We start from the raw sequence: 15771 nt of genomic DNA on the forward strand, positions 1-15771 counted from the left end.
GTGAGGCGTCGGGTGGGTGAGCGGCACGCCGGGCGACAACAGGCGCGCAGAGAAGCTCCACCAGTCGGCGGAGGACAGATCCGTGAGGTCAAAACCTTCGGCGATGGCGGCCTCGCGGGCGGCGGGGCGCTCATCCCACAGGGCCACATTGGCGCCGCCAGCCTGCAGGGCGCGCGCCGCCGCAAGCCCCGTACGGGCCAGGCCGAACACCGCCACTGTCTTGCCTTCGAAACCGCGGACCGGGATCATGGTGTGAGCGCCAGCCTCCCTATCGCAGCTTCAGGGTCGCGAGACCCAGGAGGGCGAGCATCACCGCCACGATCCAGAAGCGGATCACCACGGTGGATTCCGACCAGCCGAGCTTCTCGAAATGGTGGTGGATCGGCGCCATGCGAAAGACGCGGCGCCCCGTTAGCTTGAACGACACCACCTGGATCATCACCGACAGGGTCTCAAGCACGAAGAGGCCGCCGACAATGGCGAGGACGATCTCGTGCTTGGTGGCCACGGCCACCGCCCCCAGGGCGCCGCCGAGGGCCAGGGACCCGGTGTCGCCCATGAAGATCTTGGCGGGCGGGGCGTTGTACCAGAGGAAGCCGAGGCCCGCCCCGATGATGGCCCCGCAGAAGACGGCCACCTCCCCCACACCGGGCACGAAGTGCAGCTGCAGGTAGTTGGCGAACAGGTAGTTGCCGACGAGATAGGCGATCAGGCCGAAGGCGGCCGCGGCGATCATCACCGGCACGGTGGCCAGGCCATCGAGGCCATCGGTGAAGTTCACCGCATTGGCCGCGCCCACGATCACCAGGGCGCCGAACAGCAGATAGAGCCAGCCGAGATCCAGCAGGAAATGCTTGAAGATCGGGAAGGCCAGGGAGGTATTGAGGTCCGGCGACTCCGCCGTGCGCGCGCCGTAGAGGATCAGGACGGCCACAGCGGCCAGGGCGACGGCGAACTCCAGGACCAGCCGCACGCGGCTGGAGACGCCGGCGGTGGTCTGCTTGGTCACCTTGGCGTAGTCGTCTGTGAAGCCCAGAACCCCGTAGCTGGCGGTGACGAACAGCACGACCCAGACATAGATGTTGGAGAGGTCGGCCCACAGCAGGGTGCCGATGATCAGGCCGGCCAGGATCATCACCCCGCCCATGGTGGGGGTGCCTGCCTTCTCGACGATGTGGCGCTCGATGCCGTCGGCGCGGATCGGCTGGCCCTTACCCTGCTTGGCCTGCATCCAGCGGATGAAGCGCGAGCCCATGAGGATCACCACCAGCTGGGCGGTGAACAGGGCCATACCCGTCCGGAAGGTCAGATATTTCAGCAGGTTGAGGAAAGGGACATGTCCCTCGGCCGCCATCTGCGTATAGAGCCAATAGAACATCAGCCCTGCCCCCCTTGCGCACGACCGAGCTCTCCCAGGGCGGCCGCAACCACCCCGGCCCGAGAGCCGTTCGAACCTTTCACCATCACCACGTCGCCAGGCTCTACGGCCTGGGCGACCTGCGGCCCAATCTGAGCTGCGGTATCGGCGTAGCCGCCCCGACGAGTCGAAGGAAGGGCGTCCCAGAGGGATTTCATCAGCGGCCCGGCGCAGAAGACGAGGTCGACCTTGGCGGCTTCCAGCGGTTCGGCCAGGGCGCGGTGGAAGGCTTCGGCCTCGCCGCCGAGCTCCAGCATGTCGGTGAGCGCGACGATCCGTCGCCCCTGGGTCTTGCGGGCGCCCAGGCTCGAAATCGCCGCGGCCATGGAGATCGGATTGGCGTTGTAGCTTTCGTCGATCAGGGTGAAAGCGCCGCCGGCCAGGGGCACCTGGCGCTCCGCGCCGCGGCCGGCCAGGGGCTCGAAGGCGCCCAGCGCCATCAGGCTGTCCTCCAGGGTCACATCCAGGGCCTGGAGCATCAGCAGCACGGCCATGCTGTTCAACCCCCAGTGGAACCCGGTCTGCAGGATCGGGAAGTCCAGGGTCTCGCCATGAAGCTGGGCGCGGACCATGGCTTGGCCGGGACCGGGATTGAAGCCGAGCAGGCGGGCGTTCGCCCCCTCTCCGGTTCCGAAAGTGATCACCTTGGCCCCCGCCGTCCGCGCCGCCTGGGACAGGGTGTCGAACCAGACATTGTCAGCGTTGAGGATCGCCAGGCCGCCCGGTTCGAGTCCGTCAAAAATCTCCGCCTTGGCCCGGGCCACCCCGGCTTCGCCGTCGGGGAAGTTCTCCACATGAACCGGGCCGACCGTGGTGATCAGGGCCGCATGGGGCCGGACCATCTGCGAGAGCGGGGTGATCTCGTCGGCGTGGTTCATGCCGATCTCGAAGACCGCGCGGTCGGTGTCCCGGGGCATCCGCGCCAGGGTGAGCGGCACGCCGATATGGTTGTTGTAGGACTTGATCGACGAGTGCGCCTTGCCGGCCAGGGCCAGGCCGGTGCGCACCGCCTGAGTGACGCTGGTCTTGCCGACCGAACCGGTGACCGCACCGCGGCGGGCCTGGGGCGCCCGAAGGCGCGCGGCCACGCCCAGGGCTTCCAGGGCCTTGAACGTGTCGGGGACCAGGATGGCGGGACCGTCCTGCGGCCGCGAGACCAGGGCGCCGGCGGCCCCCTGCCCCATCGCTTGGGAGACAAACTCATGGCCATCGCGCGCGCCGGCCAGGGCGATGAACAGGTCGCCGGCTTCCACTGAGCGGCTGTCGATGGACAGGCCCGACACGGCGAAGTCCCCGCCGATGACCTGGCCGCCCACGGCCTGGGCGACCTCAGACGCGGTCCAGAGCGGCTCAGACATGGACGCTCTCCAGGGCCTGGGCGGTCACCGCCACATCGTCGAAGTGGTGGGTGACCCCGGCGATGGTCTGGAACTGCTCGTGACCCTTGCCGGCGACCACAAGCACATCGCCTTCGCGCATCAGGGCGACCGCCGCGGCAATGGCCTCTCGCCGGTCGCCGATGTCCTGGGCCTCCGGCGCGCCAGCGCGGACCTGGGCGCGGATCGCCGCGGGATCCTCGCTGCGGGGATTGTCGTCGGTGACGATGGCGATATCGGCCAGGGTTGCGGCGGCCTCGCCCATCAGGGCGCGCTTGGTGGGGTCACGGTCGCCGCCAGCCCCGAATACGACGATCAGCCGGCCGCGGGTATGTGGCCTAAGGGCCGAAAGGGCAGTCTTCAGGCCGTCGGGGGTGTGAGCGTAGTCCACATAGGCTTCGCCGCCTCGAGGCCCGCTTCCGACCCGCTGCATGCGGCCCGGCGCGCCCTGCAGGCGCTCAAGGGCGGCCAGGACCGTTTCGATGCTCTCACCGGCCGCCAGGCAGAGGCCTGCGGCGGCCAGGGCGTTGGCCGCCTGGAAGGCGCCGGCCAGGGGCAGTCGCAGGTCGAAGGTGCGGCCGTCATGGGACAGGCTCATCCGCTGCCCATCGGGCAGCAGCTCGCGGCGGTTCAGACGCAGGCTCTGGCCGGCTTCGCCCACGGAGAGGATCGCGTGACCCGCCTGGACCGCGGCTGCGGCGAAGGGGCCAAAGGCGTCAGAGTCGGCGTTGAGGACGGCGGTCCCGCCCCGGGGCAGCAGGGTCTCGAACAGCCGCAGCTTGGCCGCCCGGTAGCTGTCCATGTCGCCGTGATAATCCAGGTGATCCTGGGTGAGGTTCAGGAAGCCGGCGGCCTTCAGGGTCACGCCGTCCAGCCGACGCTGGTCGATGCCGTGGGACGAGGCCTCCAGGGCCAGATGGGTGACGCCCATTCCGGCCAGCTGCGAGAGAAGCTGGGCCACGTCGCCGGCGTCAGGGGTGGTCAGGCCCGGCGGGGTCAATTGCACGTCCAGGTCCGGTCCCGTTGCCAGGACGCCGAGGGTGCCCATGCTGGCGGCGCGGCGGCCAGCGCTGGCGAAGATCTGGCGGCAGAAGGTGGCCACCGAGGTCTTGCCGTTGGTGCCCGTGACCGCCACGCAGACCGGCGGCTGCGCGCCCCAGAAGCTGGCGGCGGCCAGGGCGTAGGCCCGACGGGGATCGGCGACCTGCAGCACCGGGACATCCAGCCCGTCTATGGCTGATCCGGATAGAATGGCGACTGCGCCAGCCTGGACGGCCTGGGCGGCGAAGGCCGCGCCATCGGCCTGCGACCCTGGCAGGGCGGCAAACAGGAAGCCTGGCTGAACCTTTCGGCTGTCGGCGGTCACGCCTGCGATTTCAGGGTCCTGATCCAGGTTGCGGGCCAGCAAGTCGGAGAGACGGGACATCAGCGAGCCTCCGCCAGGACGGTGGGCGCAGACGCCAGACGCGGCTGGTTTTCCAGCGGCCCCACATGGCGCGAGACCCCCAGGAACGGGGCGATGCGGGAGATCACATGGCCGGTGGCCGGGGCGGCGACCCAGCCGCCCGTGGAATAGCCGAAGGTCTGCGGCGTGCCGTGGGGCTCGTCCAGCAGGATCAGGACGAAGTAGCGGTCATTCTCCAGGGGGCCGTCAGACGGGAAGACCGCCGCAAAGGACGAGACCTGACGCTTGCCGTTATAGCGGCGGATCTCGGGATCATACTTTTCGCCGGTGCCGGTCTTGCCGCCGACGCTGAGCCCAGGGGCGTCGGCCTTGCCACCGCTGCCGCCGGTGACATTGGCGCGCATGATCTGCAGCATCTGGGCCGAAGTGGTCTCAGACAGCACCCGCTTGGCCTCGGGCCGGTAGCCGGGCGCCTGCTTACGGATGGTCAGGGGCACGAGCTTGCCCCCATTCAGGAGGGGCAGCATGGCGCGGGTCAGCGCCAGCGGAGAGACATTCATGCCGTGGCCGAAGGATGTGGAGGCGACAGCGTCCTCATTCCACACCTTGGGCGTCAGTGGCGAGGCCGATTCCTTCAGTTCGACGTCGGCCGCCGTGGTCAGGCCAAGGTCGGTGAAATAGCGGCTGAGCCGCTCCGGACCCACGCCCACAGCCAGCCTGGCGGTGCCGATGTTGGAGGAATGCTGGAACACCTCCACTAGGCTCAGCACCTTCCGGGAGGCGTGGTAGTCGCTGATGGTCCGATAGCCGAGCTTGTAGGGCTCCCGCGCATCGAAGGTCGACGCCATGGTCGCCACGCCGCTGTCGAGGCCGATGGCGACCGTAAAGGCCTTGAAAGTCGAACCCATTTCGAAGACGGACGAAGCCGCCCGGTTCAGCCGCTCATTGGCGGTGGCCTTGCTGGCGAAATTGGGATCGAAATCCGGATAGCTGGCCAGGCCGAGGATTTCACCGGTGTGCACATGGGCCACGATGCCCACCGCCCCCTTGGGGCCGTAAGTCAGCGCAGCCTTGCGAAGTTCATCCTCCAGGGCGCCCTGGACCCGGAGGTCGATGGACAGGGCCATTTCGCCAGAGCCCCGGGCCAGACTGCGGATGTCTTCATTCAGGGCGAGCTCCGCGCCCGCCAGACCTTCGCCGCCTGTGTCTGCGAAGCCGATCAGGTGCGAGGCGGTACGGTTGAGCGGATAGACCCGCTTCTGCTCAGGCTCGAAGGAAACGCCCGGCAGGCCCAGGTCGTGGACGGCTGACTTCTGGACAGGGGTCATGCCCCCCACCAGGAAGGTGCGGCGCTCGGAATTCAAGGCGCGGTCAAGACGCTCGGCAGGCACCTCCGGAAGGGCTCGGGCGAGGGCCTGGCGGGTCGCGGCGCGATCCCAGACCTCAGAGGGGTCCACATAGAGGCCATAGTGCAGGAGGTCGGCGGCCAGCAGGCGGCCTTCCCGGTCGACGATGTCAGCCCTGGCCTGCGGGGGAACCCATCCCGGGCCGCCGCCACCGCTCGCCCCTGAGAACAGCGCCGCCTGGGTGGCGCCCATGGCCAGGGCGCCGAAGCCCAGACCGAAGAACAGCATGACCAGGAAGATGCGGATCCGCGCGTCGTCTTCCACGCGACCTGCGGCGCGGGCCCGCTCGAAGGCGTGCTCCAGGCGCCAGAGGGCGGCGCCCAGCCAGCGGAGGCCGAAGGGAAATCTGCGGGTGACAACGCCGGCGAGGCTCATGGGACAGCATCCAGCCTTGGCGCGGCCGGCGGGGCCGGCGCGGGCTTAGGCGGCGCCAGGGCGGCCAGGGAGTCGGCCGTCGTCTCCCGGGCCACATCCACAGGCCCCATCTCCAGATAGGTGGTCGACAGGTGCTCGATCCGCGACGGCTGTTCCAGGTGCGCGACCTCAGCCTCCAGCAGGCGGATCTGCGCCCGCTCAGAGGCGATCTGGCGCTCCACCGAGGCGATCTCGGCCCGCTCGCGGCTGGCGATCGTCTTGGCGAGATAGACGCTCATGATCAGCAGGACCAGCAGGCCCAGGGCGATGACGTCGACGAGGCGGAAGCCCCGGATACGGCGGTTGAGTACGCTCATGCCGCGTCCCTCCAGACCGGCGCCTCGGTGCGCACGGCCGCCCGCAGTTTGGCGGACCGGGCCCGGGGATTGGCATCCAGCTCCAGCTGGCCGGAGGTGCGGGCCCCGTTGAAGCTCAGGGTGAAGCTCGGGGCGCGGGCGTCCTCGACAGGGGGCAGGTGGCGCGAGCCGGCGGGCGTGCGGCCCGCGCGCTCCGCCAGGAAGGCCTTCACGATGCGATCTTCCAGGGAATGGAAGGTGACGACAGCCAGCCGTCCGCCGGGCTTGAGGACCCGTTCAGCGGCGACCAGGCCGGCCTCGAGCTCGGCCAGCTCGTCATTGACGGCGATGCGCAGGGCCTGAAAGGAGCGCGTGGCTGGGTGGGACTTGGCCCCACGGCGGCCGCCCAGGACGCCTTCGATGAAGTCGGCGAGTTCGGCGGTGCGCGTGAACGGCTGCTGGACCCGTCGCCTTGCGATGGCGCCGGCGATGCGGCGGGACTTCTTCTCCTCGCCATAGACGAACAGGATGCGGGCCAGATCCTCAGGCTCGGCGTTGTTGACCAGATCGGCGGCGGTTTCGCCCTGGTCGCCCATCCGCATGTCCAGGGGGCCGTCGCGCAGGAAGGAGAAGCCGCGGCCAGCCTCGTCCAGCTGCATGGACGACACGCCGAGGTCGAGGGCCACGCTGTCGGCGCCGCCCTCCCCCAGAACCTCGTCCATCTCGGAAAAGCGCGCGCAGACCAGCGTGAAGCGCTCGGCCGGCAGGTCGCCAGCGAAACGGGCGGCGGTGGGATCGCGGTCAAACGCGGTGACCTTCGCGCCCGCCGCCAGGAAGGCGCGGGTATAGCCGCCAGCGCCGAAGGTGCCGTCGACCACCACATCGCCAGGCGCGATGGCCATGGCCTCGACCACTTCAGTCAGCAGGACGGGAAGATGGGGGGCGCTCATCCGGCCAACCCCAGACGGGCGGCGCGCTGATCGGCGCGCATCTTGGCCAGGCCCTCGCGGGCCAGTTCGCGCTGGGCGGATCGATGGGCCTGGAAGGCTTCGCGCTCCCAGATCTGGAAGCGGTCGCCCAGGCCGACGATGACGACCCAGTCGGTCAGGCCAAACAGGTCACACAGGGATTCCGGCAAGGTCACCCGACCGGCGGTGTCGAAGGACAGGCGAGCCATGCCCCCCAGCACCGAAACCTCGAGGGCCGAGCGGAGCGGATCGCCGAACTCCAGCTCCTCGATCAGGCCATTATAGCGGTCGAACAAAGCCTTGCCGCCGCCCTCGATGCAGTCGGCCTCGATGGAGGGAAAACAGACGACGCCGTCGAAGGGACCCGACGCGAGGGCGCGGAACTCCTGCGGCACCACGAGGCGCCGCTTTGCGTCCAGCTGCTTCTCGAAGGTCGAGACAAACATTCGCGCCCGACGCCCTCTCTTGCGACCCCCCACAGGTCGCCGCCCCAACCATCCCGCAAGAACGCCCACGGGGTCCGCCAGCCCGCAGCGAACAAGAATTGGGTTAACATGGGATGGATTGGGCCGCAATGACTCTGGGGGACGGAATCCCCAGAATACAAAGATGTCGCACGAGGTTTATGGTTAACGCGCGTAAACACTCCACAGAACATACATGGAACATGTTAAGTATAGTGGGGATTGGTCGCATCGCTCAGTTGGCGACAATGGGAGAGCGGCGGATCAGACGGCCTATAAGCCGGGTTCTGTGCCACCCGGGCCGGGGCGAACCCCAGCGCCGGATGCGGCGACCATTCCTCTGGACCGGCCCTTGCGGGACGGTTCTCGCGACCAACCCGGACGCCTCAGGCCAACGACGGCCCTACCGGCTTGCGCCGGCGCGGAATCCCTATTCGGTCTTGCTCCTGGCGGGGCTTGCCGTGCCGTCGACGTCGCCGCCAACGCGGTGCGCTCTTACCGCACCCTTTCACCCTTACCTCTCCGGAGAGAGGCGGTTTGCTTTCTGTGGCGCTATCCCTGGGGTCGCCCCCGGCGGGCGTTACCCGCCGCCATGTCGTCGTGGAGCCCGGACTTTCCTCGACCGCAAAAGCGGCCGCGGCCGCCCAGCCGTCTGATCCGCGCAGATCAGTGAGCGCAGGGGCCCCCGCGGTCAAGGGTGTCAGTTGGAGGCGTCCTGTCCCATGGCGTCGGCGATGGGATGATCGCCAAGCGCCACGGCGATCCGCTGACGAACCTCCGGCGGCTTGTTCTGTGAGAGCTTGAAGGTCCCTTCCAGACGATGGGGCCGCAGGCGGAAGCCCTGGATGCCGGCCAGCATGGCCTCGAACCGTCCCGGCGACATCTTGTGGCGGGTCCACGCAGGTTTGGGGGCGAGCCCGGCTTCAGCCTGAGCCGACAGGTCGTCGAGGATCTGGACCAGGTCCGCCTCGCCCAGCGGCCTCACCTCACCCTCCGCCTCCACGCTCAGATAGTTCCAGGTCGGGACCTGGTCGGGGCGCTCGTACCAATCGGGGCTCACATAGGCCTCCGGTCCCTGCGAAACGGCCAGGGCGACAGCCCCCTCGGCGAAGAGGGGCGTCAGGATGTTGTTGCGCGATAGATGGAAGTCGAGCGCCACGCCCTCCCCTGTCCGTCGCACGACGACGGGCGCGTGGGCCACCCTCAGGCCTGCCTCGCCCGCCGCGAACAGCCCCATGAAGGGATAGGCGGTCAGATGGGCGATCAGCGCCTCCATCTCCGACACCCGGAAGGGCGGCGCCGGATGCATCAGGCCTGGGCCCTCAGAAGCGCGATCAACCTGGCCCGGGTCTCGCCATCGGCGATTCCGTCCACCTGATGGGGCCGCCAGTGCCGCTGAAAGGCGCTGACGATGGTGGTGGTGGCCGCGTCGAACTGACCGGACGGCGGGCATTCATAGCCCAGGCGGGTCAAGCCGGCCTGCAGGGCGAAGACCCCTGCCCCTTCGGCGCCCTCGATCAGGGGCGCGCCAGGCGCCGCGTCGGGCTCGACCCAAAGGCCGTGCCCGGCCTCGGCCAGGGTCTTCCACGGGAAGAGCTCGCCCGGATCGATCTTGCGGTTCGGCGCCACGTCGGAATGGCCGATGATGTCGCCGTCGGCGATCATCCAGCGGGTGCGGATGTCGTCGGCCAGGGCGATGACGGCGGCGATCTGGGCCTCAGGAAAGGGGCGATATCCGAACTCGTGGCCCGGATTGACGATCTCTATCCCGATAGAGCGGCCGTTGATGTCGCGCTCGCCCTTCCAGAACGAGACGCCGGCGTGCCAGGCCCGTCGCTCCTCGGCCACCAGGGTGAAGATGCGGCCGTCCTCCTCCACCACATAGTGGGAGCTGACCTTGGCCTCAGGATCGCGCAGACGGGCGATGGCGGCCTCGCCGCTCTCCATCCCGGTATAGTGCAGCAGCAGGATGTCCGGAGGACCGGCCCGTTCGTTGAAGTTGGGCGAAGGCGCGGGAATGATGTCCATGGCCCTATTCGGCGCGATTTCGCCAGGCGAGCAAGAGGGGGGCGACCTGATTGGGCCGAAGCGCGATGATCAGCACACCCGCCAGGGCCACCGCCGTGCCGATGGCCATGCGCGGCCCGAAGGGGTCGCTCATGATCATCACGCCCAGCGCAATAGTGGCGAGCGGCGTCATCAGGGTGAGCGGCGAGATCAGATTGGCCTCATAGCGCTGGATCAGGCCGTAATAGGCGGTATGGGCGGCCACAGAGACCACCACCGCCGAAAACACCACCGCCACCAGGAAGGGCCAGCCGGCGGCGACGCCCGCCTGAACCTGCCCAGGCTCGAGCCACAGGGACAGGGCCGCCAGCGGCCAGAAGGAGGCGAAGCCCACCCAGGCCTGGAACTGAAGCGGTCGGACCCCGCCCATCTGTTTCATCATCACCGCGCCGAGCGAGCCCAGGAAGGCCGCGGCGACCACGAACAGCAGGCCCGTGGAGACCACGAACCCGCCCGGATCCCACATGACCAGCAGAGCGCCCGACAAGGTCAGTGTGATGCCGATGCCCCGTCGCCAGCGGACCTGTTCGCCCAGCATGACCATGGACAGCACTGTGGTGATGGGGACGCCCAGCTGGATGACCACGGCCGCCGCCGAAGCCGTGGCGGTCTGCAGGCCGATGAACAGCAGAGCGAAATTGCCGCCCCCCATCAGCAGGGCCACCACCAGCAGTCGCCAGCGGGGGCGCGGCATCGGCAGCAGCCAGGGCAGCGTGATCAGCGCCACCAGGGCGAAGCGCACGGCGGCATAGAACAGCGGCGGCACGGCGAGATCGGCCACCACGTACTTCGAAATGATGTTGTTGGTCGCCCAGATGAGACAGACGAGGACGATCAGGGCGAAGTCGCGCAGGGCCATACTGTGGCCTTAAGCGCGCTTCGAGGGCGCAAGGCAAGACGAATGCGCGCCGCCCGGCGGCGAACCGGGCGGCGCGCAGGTGTTCAACCTCAGGCCGCCTTGCCGAAGGAAAGGGCCTCATAGCGGGCCAGGTGATGGTCGGTGGAGCCGAAGGCCCCCTCGATCATGGTGGCGCGCTTGAAGTAGTGGCCGATGGCCATTTCGTCGGTGATGGCCATGCCCCCATGGAGCTGGACGGCGTTCTGGCCGACGAAGCGGCAGGCCTTGCCGATCTGGACCTTCGCGGCCGAGATCGCCTGGGCGCGCGCGTGCGCCTCTTCCGACAGGCGGATCGTGGCCATGTAGGTCATGGAGATGGACTGTTCGAGTTGGATGAACATATCCACCATCCGGTGCTGCAGCACCTGGAAGGACGAGATCGGAACCCCGAACTGCTTGCGCGTGCGGGTGTACTCCACCGTGCCTTCCTGCAATCGGCGCAGCACGCCGCAGGCCTCGGCGCAGGTGGCGGCGATGGCCTCGTCCATGACTTTTTCCACCAGCGGCAGGCCGGCGCCCTCGGGGCCGATCAGGGCGTCAACGCCCACCGAGACGTTCTCAAAGGTGACTTCCGAGGCGCGCTGACCGTCCACCGTCGGATAGTCGCGGGTGGTGACGCCCTTGGCGTTCTTGTCCACCAGGAAGACCGAGACGCCTTGGGCGTCGCGCTGGCCGCCGCCGGTGCGGGCGGTGACGATCAGGTGGGTGGCCCACGGCGCGCCGATGACCACGGCCTTCTGGCCGTTGATCACATAGCCCGTGCCGTCCTTGGTCGCGGTGGTCTTCAAGTCCTGCCAGGTATAGCGGGCCTGAGGCTCGGCATAGGCGAAGGCGAAGATGGCGTCACCGGCGATGATCTTCTCGATCAGGTCCGCGGCCGCCCCATGGCCGGAGTGCTTCAGGAAGCCGCCGCCGATCACCACCGTGCCCATATAGGGCTCGACGACCAGGGCTTTGCCGAACTCTTCCATGACGACCATGTTCTCAACCGGGCCGCCGCCCAGGCCGCCCAGCTCCTCGGAGAAGGGCGCGCCGAGGATGCCGAGTTCTTCGGCGAAGGCCTTCCAGACCTCCGGCCGCCACCCGGCCTCGCTCTTGATCGCCGCACGGCGGGCGTCGAAGGCGTAGTTGTCAGCCAGATAGCTCGCGACCGTGTCGCGCAGCATCGACTGTTCGTCTGTGAAGCTGAAGTCCATGGAGAAATCTCCTTATCAGAGCCCCTCCCCCTTGCGGGGAGGGGTTGGGGCGCTGCGGCCGTTGAGGGAACCGCCCTCGTCCTTCGAGTCCCCTGCGGGGCGCCTCAGGACGAGGGCGTACTGGCCCGCCTGCTCCACCTTAACCTGAGGTGCGAGCGGAGCGAGCCTCGAAGGATCTGCGCCGGCTACGGCTCAGAGACCCAGCACCATCTTGGCGATGATGTTGCGCTGGATCTCGTTGGAGCCGCCGTAGATCGAGGTCTTACGGCCGTTGAAATAATCGCCGGCCACGCCGTCGGCATAGCTGGGGCCGATATTGGCGTTGTGGCCGAGGTTGTGCAGGAAGGGGGCGCCGTAATGGCCGGCGGCCTCCAGGGCGAGTTCCTGCAGGCGCTGCTGGATCTCGGTGCCCTTGATCTTGAGGATCGAGGATTCCGGTCCCGGACCCTTGCCGCTGGATTCCCCGGCGAGCGTGCGCAGCTCGGTGAACTCCAGGGCGGTGAGATCGATCTCAAGCTCGGCCACCTTGCGCTTGAAGAAGGTGTCCGACAGCAGCGGGCCGCCCAGATCGCTCATCTCGGTAGTGGCCATTTCGCGCAGGCGTTCCAGGCCGCGCTTGGAGCGCGCGACGCCGGCGATGCCCGAACGTTCGTGGGCCAGCAAGGCCTTAGCGCAGGTCCAGCCCTGGTTTTCGTGGAAGATGCGGTTCTCGACAGGCACCTTCACATTGTCGAGGAAGACGTCGTTGACCTCGTGGCCGCCTTCCAGGGTGATGATCGGGCGAACCTCGATGCCGGGGCTCTTCATGTCGATCAGCAGGAAGCTGATGCCAGCCTGCGGCTTGGAGTCCGGATCGGTGCGAACCAGGAAGAAGCCCCAGTCGGCGAACTGGCCAAGCGTCGTCCAGGTCTTCTGACCGTTGACGATGTAGTATTCCTTGCCGTCGTCGCCGGTGACGCGTTCAGCCTTGGTCTTGAGCGAGGCGAGGTCAGAACCGGCGCCGGGTTCGGAATACCCCTGACACCACCAGACTTCGCCATTGTAGATCCCGGGCAGGAACTTCGCCTTCTGCTCCTCGGTGCCGAACGTATAGACCACCGGGGCCAGCATGCTGACGCCGAAGGGCAGGACGGCCAGGGTGTCGGCGCGGGCCTGTTCCTCGGACCAGATGTATTTCTGAGTGGGCGTCCAGCCAGTGCCGCCGTGCTCGACGGGCCAGGACGGGGCGACCCAGCCCTTCTTGGCCAGCACCTTGTGCCAGGCCAGATAGTCTTCCTTGCTCAGCGGTTCGCCGCTGTCCTGCTTGGCCCGCAGGTCCTTGGGATAGTTCTCGGCGATGAAGGTCCGCACTTCCTCGCGGAAGGCGACGTCCTCGGGGGAGAAATCAAGATTCATGGGGCGCTCCCTGGCTGCTCCTGGGTCGGCGAGACTGTCGCCGACGCTCGGGGCGGGACAATAGGCGCACCCGCGACGGGAGAAAAGATGACGCTAACGTCAACGTAACTGGCTTCAGCCTTTCGGCGCTGTCCGCCTCTTGCCTGAGGGCGTTCGGACGCGCAGAACACCGGCCCTATGCCCCGCATCCTCACCTACAATGTCCATCGTTGCGTCGGAACCGACCGTCGCCTGGACGTGGCCCGTGTCGCAGACGTCATCGCCGCCCTGGAGCCGGACATCGTGGCCCTGCAGGAGCTGGATGTGGGCCGCATGCGCACCAATGGGGTCGATCAGGCCCACGAGATCGCCCGGCGTCTGGAGATGGCGTTTCACTTCCATCCGGCCATGAAGGTGGAGGAGGAGCTCTATGGCGACGCCATCCTGACCCGCCACCCCGAGCGGAAGATCAGGTCCGCCGCCCTGCCCGGCCACGAACGGGTTTCGCAGCTGGAGCCCCGGGGCGCTTTATGGGTTTCGGTCGAGTTGGACGGCCGTGAGCTGCAGGTCTTCAACACCCATCTGGGCCTTGTGCCGCGGGAACAGCAGAACCAGGCCACAGCCCTGGCTGGCCCTGGGTGGCTTGGTCACCCTGATCGCCAGGGCCCCACCATCCTGCTGGGCGATTTCAACGTCACCTCAGCTTCCCAGGTCTATCGGACCTTGAGCGAAAAGCTGCGGCCCGCGCGTCGGCTGGCCGAAACGAAGTCCCCCTCAGCGACCTTCCCGTCAGTTCTGCCGGTGCTGAGGATCGACCATGTGTTCGTGAGCGACGAGGTGCGGGTGCTGGACGTCTTCGCCCCCTATGATCCCACCACGCGCATCGCCTCGGATCATCTGCCGCTGGTGATGGATTTCGAGCTGGCCTGAAGGGCGCGCTCCCGCCCCTCGGCGACGGCCTGATGGAGCCGCCGCGCCGCCTGATAGAGACGCTCGCGGCGCCGAAACACCCGCCAGGAGTCCGCCACGTCGGCCGGATCCCCAATGTGAAAGGCGGCGATCACGTTTCCCAGGGTCGCCATCTTCCGCGGCCCCAGAAGCCGCAGCCGGCGATCGGTGTTCAGGGCGGTGATGGCGCCGCCGAGGCTGCCTCGTTCCTGCCGGGCCTTGGCCACGGCGTCGCCGGTGCACCCCATGAAGTGGCCGACCAGCCGGTCACGCAGGGCGCCGATGGCCCGGCGGTCGTCGTCGTTCCGCGCCTCCACCGCCAGCTCGCACTCGGTGTCGAAACCCCCTGAGCGGTTGTTGAGGTTAGCTGACCCGACCCGGGCCAGGCGGTCATCGATGATGGTCACCTTGGAATGGACGATCACCTCCTGGCCCGAGCGGGTGACCGGCCAGTAGGCGTGCAGCCGCCCGAAGATGTCAGCCGCCTGGAGGCGCCACAGCATGTTGTTCCGCGCCCGGTCCATGGTCAGCTGGTCGAACCAGCTCGGGCTGTAGCCGGTCGAGATCAGCACCACCTCAGGTCCCTTGGGATCGGCCAGCCGGGCGGCCAGGGCCTCGGCATAGATCGGCGAGGTGAAGTACTGGTTCTCCAGATAGATGATGTCCTTGGCCTCGAAGATGGAGGTGAGCGTCAGGCGACGAATCTCCTCGATCATCGCATCCCGCTTCCACGCCGGCTCGGTCCGGGCGATCGCCACCTCGACATCGTGCATATGGGCGGGAACGCGGGTGGGCCAGGGGTCGGCGGACGATGGCGTCGACTTGGGCACCACCTCGTCGGCCGACCGGCGCCAGCGAGCCCTGAACAGGTCACCCAGCGCGCTGGCGGCCGCGCCATCGACCATCATCATCACCTCATGCCTTGGCGGGTGATAGTCCTGGTCGGGCATGATGCGCCGCTCGTCATCGTCGAGGTGCGCGGCGGTGTCCCAACGATCCACCGAAATGTCGCCGCCGCCACAGATGGCGACCGCGTCATCGACCACCAGGACCTTCTGATGGTGGCAGGCGCCCAGGGGCACCGACTCGTCCAGCCTCAGCTGAACCGTGGTGCCGCGAAACCAGCGACGTCCCCGGTGGGGAAAGAAGTTCTGGCTGGCGCTGATCGGCAAGGCCGACTTCCAGATCAGCAGGCGGATGTCCAGCTCGGGACGCCGCCGCGACAGCTCCACCAGGATGCGGCCGATCTCGTCGGGGTCGTCGGGGCCGTCAAACCCATCGGGCGCCAACCGGGTCCGCGGATCGAAGCCCCAGCCCAGCAGATAGATCGATTTCTGCGCCTTGGGGAGAATCTCGGCGAGCGCGTTGAAATAGGCCTCGGTGTCGACGAGGAAGGCCGCCCGGCTCGCGTGTTCACGCCGCCAGCAGGTATCGCCTGGGGTCAGGATGCTCATCGCCTCTGGGTCATGCACGGCCAAGCTCGCCAGGGCAAGAAGGCGCACGATCTGGCCAGAGTTCCCGCCGCGCGATCAAAAAAAAAGA

General features: G+C 67.9%; 15 protein-coding genes and 1 other RNA gene. 1 reads left to right on the plus strand and 15 read right to left on the minus strand.

All coding sequences use genetic code 11. The annotated features are described in order from the left end of the window. From Q8N19_RS07030 to Q8N19_RS07095, 14 genes are all read right to left on the minus strand, one after another. The coding region (locus Q8N19_RS07030; protein WP_305588966.1) for an NAD(P)-dependent oxidoreductase at positions 1-249 on the minus strand (249 nt) is incomplete at its 3' end. Between the two features lie 19 nt (positions 250-268). Next, complete coding sequence (gene mraY / locus Q8N19_RS07035; protein ID WP_305588968.1) at positions 269-1378, minus strand: phospho-N-acetylmuramoyl-pentapeptide-transferase; 1110 nt, start codon at positions 1376-1378, stop codon at positions 269-271. Beyond that, a complete protein-coding gene (gene murF / locus Q8N19_RS07040; protein WP_305588970.1) occupies positions 1378-2775 on the minus strand; it encodes a UDP-N-acetylmuramoyl-tripeptide--D-alanyl-D-alanine ligase in 1398 nt (465 codons plus the stop codon). The genes mraY and murF overlap by 1 nt, the downstream gene beginning before the upstream one ends. Further along, positions 2768-4222 (minus strand): UDP-N-acetylmuramoyl-L-alanyl-D-glutamate--2,6-diaminopimelate ligase, encoded by a 1455-nt coding sequence (locus tag Q8N19_RS07045; RefSeq protein WP_305589268.1) that lies wholly within the window; start codon positions 4220-4222, stop codon positions 2768-2770. The genes murF and Q8N19_RS07045 overlap by 8 nt, the downstream gene beginning before the upstream one ends. Continuing rightward, on the minus strand, positions 4219-5979 hold the full coding sequence (locus Q8N19_RS07050; protein WP_305588972.1) for a penicillin-binding protein 2: 1761 nt from the start codon (positions 5977-5979) through the stop codon (positions 4219-4221). Before Q8N19_RS07050 ends, Q8N19_RS07045 begins: the two co-directional genes overlap by 4 nt. Further along, the gene (locus Q8N19_RS07055; protein WP_305588977.1) at positions 5976-6335 is read right to left on the minus strand and encodes a cell division protein; all 360 of its coding nucleotides are present in this window, start codon (positions 6333-6335) and stop codon (positions 5976-5978) included. The genes Q8N19_RS07050 and Q8N19_RS07055 overlap by 4 nt, the downstream gene beginning before the upstream one ends. Beyond that, the gene (gene rsmH, locus Q8N19_RS07060) at positions 6332-7264 is read right to left on the minus strand and encodes a 16S rRNA (cytosine(1402)-N(4))-methyltransferase RsmH (RefSeq protein ID WP_305588984.1); all 933 of its coding nucleotides are present in this window, start codon (positions 7262-7264) and stop codon (positions 6332-6334) included. The genes Q8N19_RS07055 and rsmH overlap by 4 nt, the downstream gene beginning before the upstream one ends. Beyond that, positions 7261-7728, minus strand: coding sequence for a division/cell wall cluster transcriptional repressor MraZ (locus Q8N19_RS07065; RefSeq protein WP_305588986.1), 468 nt, complete (start codon positions 7726-7728; stop codon positions 7261-7263). Before Q8N19_RS07065 ends, rsmH begins: the two co-directional genes overlap by 4 nt. Before the next feature lie 278 nt (positions 7729-8006). Continuing rightward, an RNA gene (gene rnpB, locus Q8N19_RS07070) (RNase P RNA component class A) lies at positions 8007-8402 on the minus strand. A gap of 44 nt (positions 8403-8446) precedes the next feature. Further along, a complete protein-coding gene (locus tag Q8N19_RS07075; RefSeq protein ID WP_305588988.1) occupies positions 8447-9055 on the minus strand; it encodes an FMN-binding negative transcriptional regulator in 609 nt (202 codons plus the stop codon). Further along, the gene (locus Q8N19_RS07080; RefSeq protein ID WP_305588990.1) at positions 9055-9774 is read right to left on the minus strand and encodes an N-acetylmuramoyl-L-alanine amidase; all 720 of its coding nucleotides are present in this window, start codon (positions 9772-9774) and stop codon (positions 9055-9057) included. Before Q8N19_RS07080 ends, Q8N19_RS07075 begins: the two co-directional genes overlap by 1 nt. A 4-nt stretch (positions 9775-9778) precedes the next feature. After that, complete coding sequence (locus Q8N19_RS07085) at positions 9779-10672, minus strand: DMT family transporter (protein WP_305588992.1); 894 nt, start codon at positions 10670-10672, stop codon at positions 9779-9781. A gap of 89 nt (positions 10673-10761) precedes the next feature. After that, a complete protein-coding gene (locus Q8N19_RS07090; protein ID WP_305589011.1) occupies positions 10762-11907 on the minus strand; it encodes an acyl-CoA dehydrogenase family protein in 1146 nt (381 codons plus the stop codon). 192 nt (positions 11908-12099) lie between these two features. Then, complete coding sequence (locus Q8N19_RS07095; RefSeq protein ID WP_305589029.1) at positions 12100-13302, minus strand: acyl-CoA dehydrogenase family protein; 1203 nt, start codon at positions 13300-13302, stop codon at positions 12100-12102. 177 nt (positions 13303-13479) lie between these two features. On the opposite strand from Q8N19_RS07095, the gene Q8N19_RS07100 reads away from it, so the two are divergent. Continuing rightward, positions 13480-14211: an endonuclease/exonuclease/phosphatase family protein gene (locus Q8N19_RS07100; protein WP_305589045.1), complete on the plus strand. Its 732-nt coding sequence runs from the start codon at positions 13480-13482 to the stop codon at positions 14209-14211. Here Q8N19_RS07100 and Q8N19_RS07105 read toward each other — a convergent pair. Beyond that, positions 14175-15731, minus strand: a complete 1557-nt coding sequence (locus Q8N19_RS07105) for a phospholipase D-like domain-containing protein (RefSeq protein WP_305589048.1) — start codon at positions 15729-15731, stop codon at positions 14175-14177. The genes Q8N19_RS07100 and Q8N19_RS07105 overlap by 37 nt on opposite strands. Positions 15732-15771: the final 40 nt, after the last annotated feature.

This window comes from Phenylobacterium sp. (assembly GCF_030693405.1).
GTDB lineage: Bacteria > Pseudomonadota > Alphaproteobacteria > Caulobacterales > Caulobacteraceae > Phenylobacterium.

Bases quoted from the DNA above. Each gene is read 5' to 3' on its own strand.
- mraY (WP_305588968.1), bottom strand. From the start codon at position 1,378: ATGTTCTATTGGCTCTATACGCAGATGGCGGCCGAGGGACATGTCCCT.
- murF (WP_305588970.1), bottom strand. From the start codon at position 2,775: ATGTCTGAGCCGCTCTGGACCGCGTCTGAGGTCGCCCAGGCCGTGGGC.
- Q8N19_RS07050 (WP_305588972.1), bottom strand. From the start codon at position 5,979: ATGAGCCTCGCCGGCGTTGTCACCCGCAGATTTCCCTTCGGCCTCCGC.
- Q8N19_RS07055 (WP_305588977.1), bottom strand. From the start codon at position 6,335: ATGAGCGTACTCAACCGCCGTATCCGGGGCTTCCGCCTCGTCGACGTC.
- rsmH (WP_305588984.1), bottom strand. From the start codon at position 7,264: ATGAGCGCCCCCCATCTTCCCGTCCTGCTGACTGAAGTGGTCGAGGCC.
- Q8N19_RS07065 (WP_305588986.1), bottom strand. From the start codon at position 7,728: ATGTTTGTCTCGACCTTCGAGAAGCAGCTGGACGCAAAGCGGCGCCTC.
- Q8N19_RS07075 (WP_305588988.1), bottom strand. From the start codon at position 9,055: ATGCATCCGGCGCCGCCCTTCCGGGTGTCGGAGATGGAGGCGCTGATC.
- Q8N19_RS07080 (WP_305588990.1), bottom strand. From the start codon at position 9,774: ATGGACATCATTCCCGCGCCTTCGCCCAACTTCAACGAACGGGCCGGT.
- Q8N19_RS07085 (WP_305588992.1), bottom strand. From the start codon at position 10,672: ATGGCCCTGCGCGACTTCGCCCTGATCGTCCTCGTCTGTCTCATCTGG.
- Q8N19_RS07090 (WP_305589011.1), bottom strand. From the start codon at position 11,907: ATGGACTTCAGCTTCACAGACGAACAGTCGATGCTGCGCGACACGGTC.
- Q8N19_RS07095 (WP_305589029.1), bottom strand. From the start codon at position 13,302: ATGAATCTTGATTTCTCCCCCGAGGACGTCGCCTTCCGCGAGGAAGTG.
- Q8N19_RS07100 (WP_305589045.1), top strand. From the start codon at position 13,480: ATGCCCCGCATCCTCACCTACAATGTCCATCGTTGCGTCGGAACCGAC.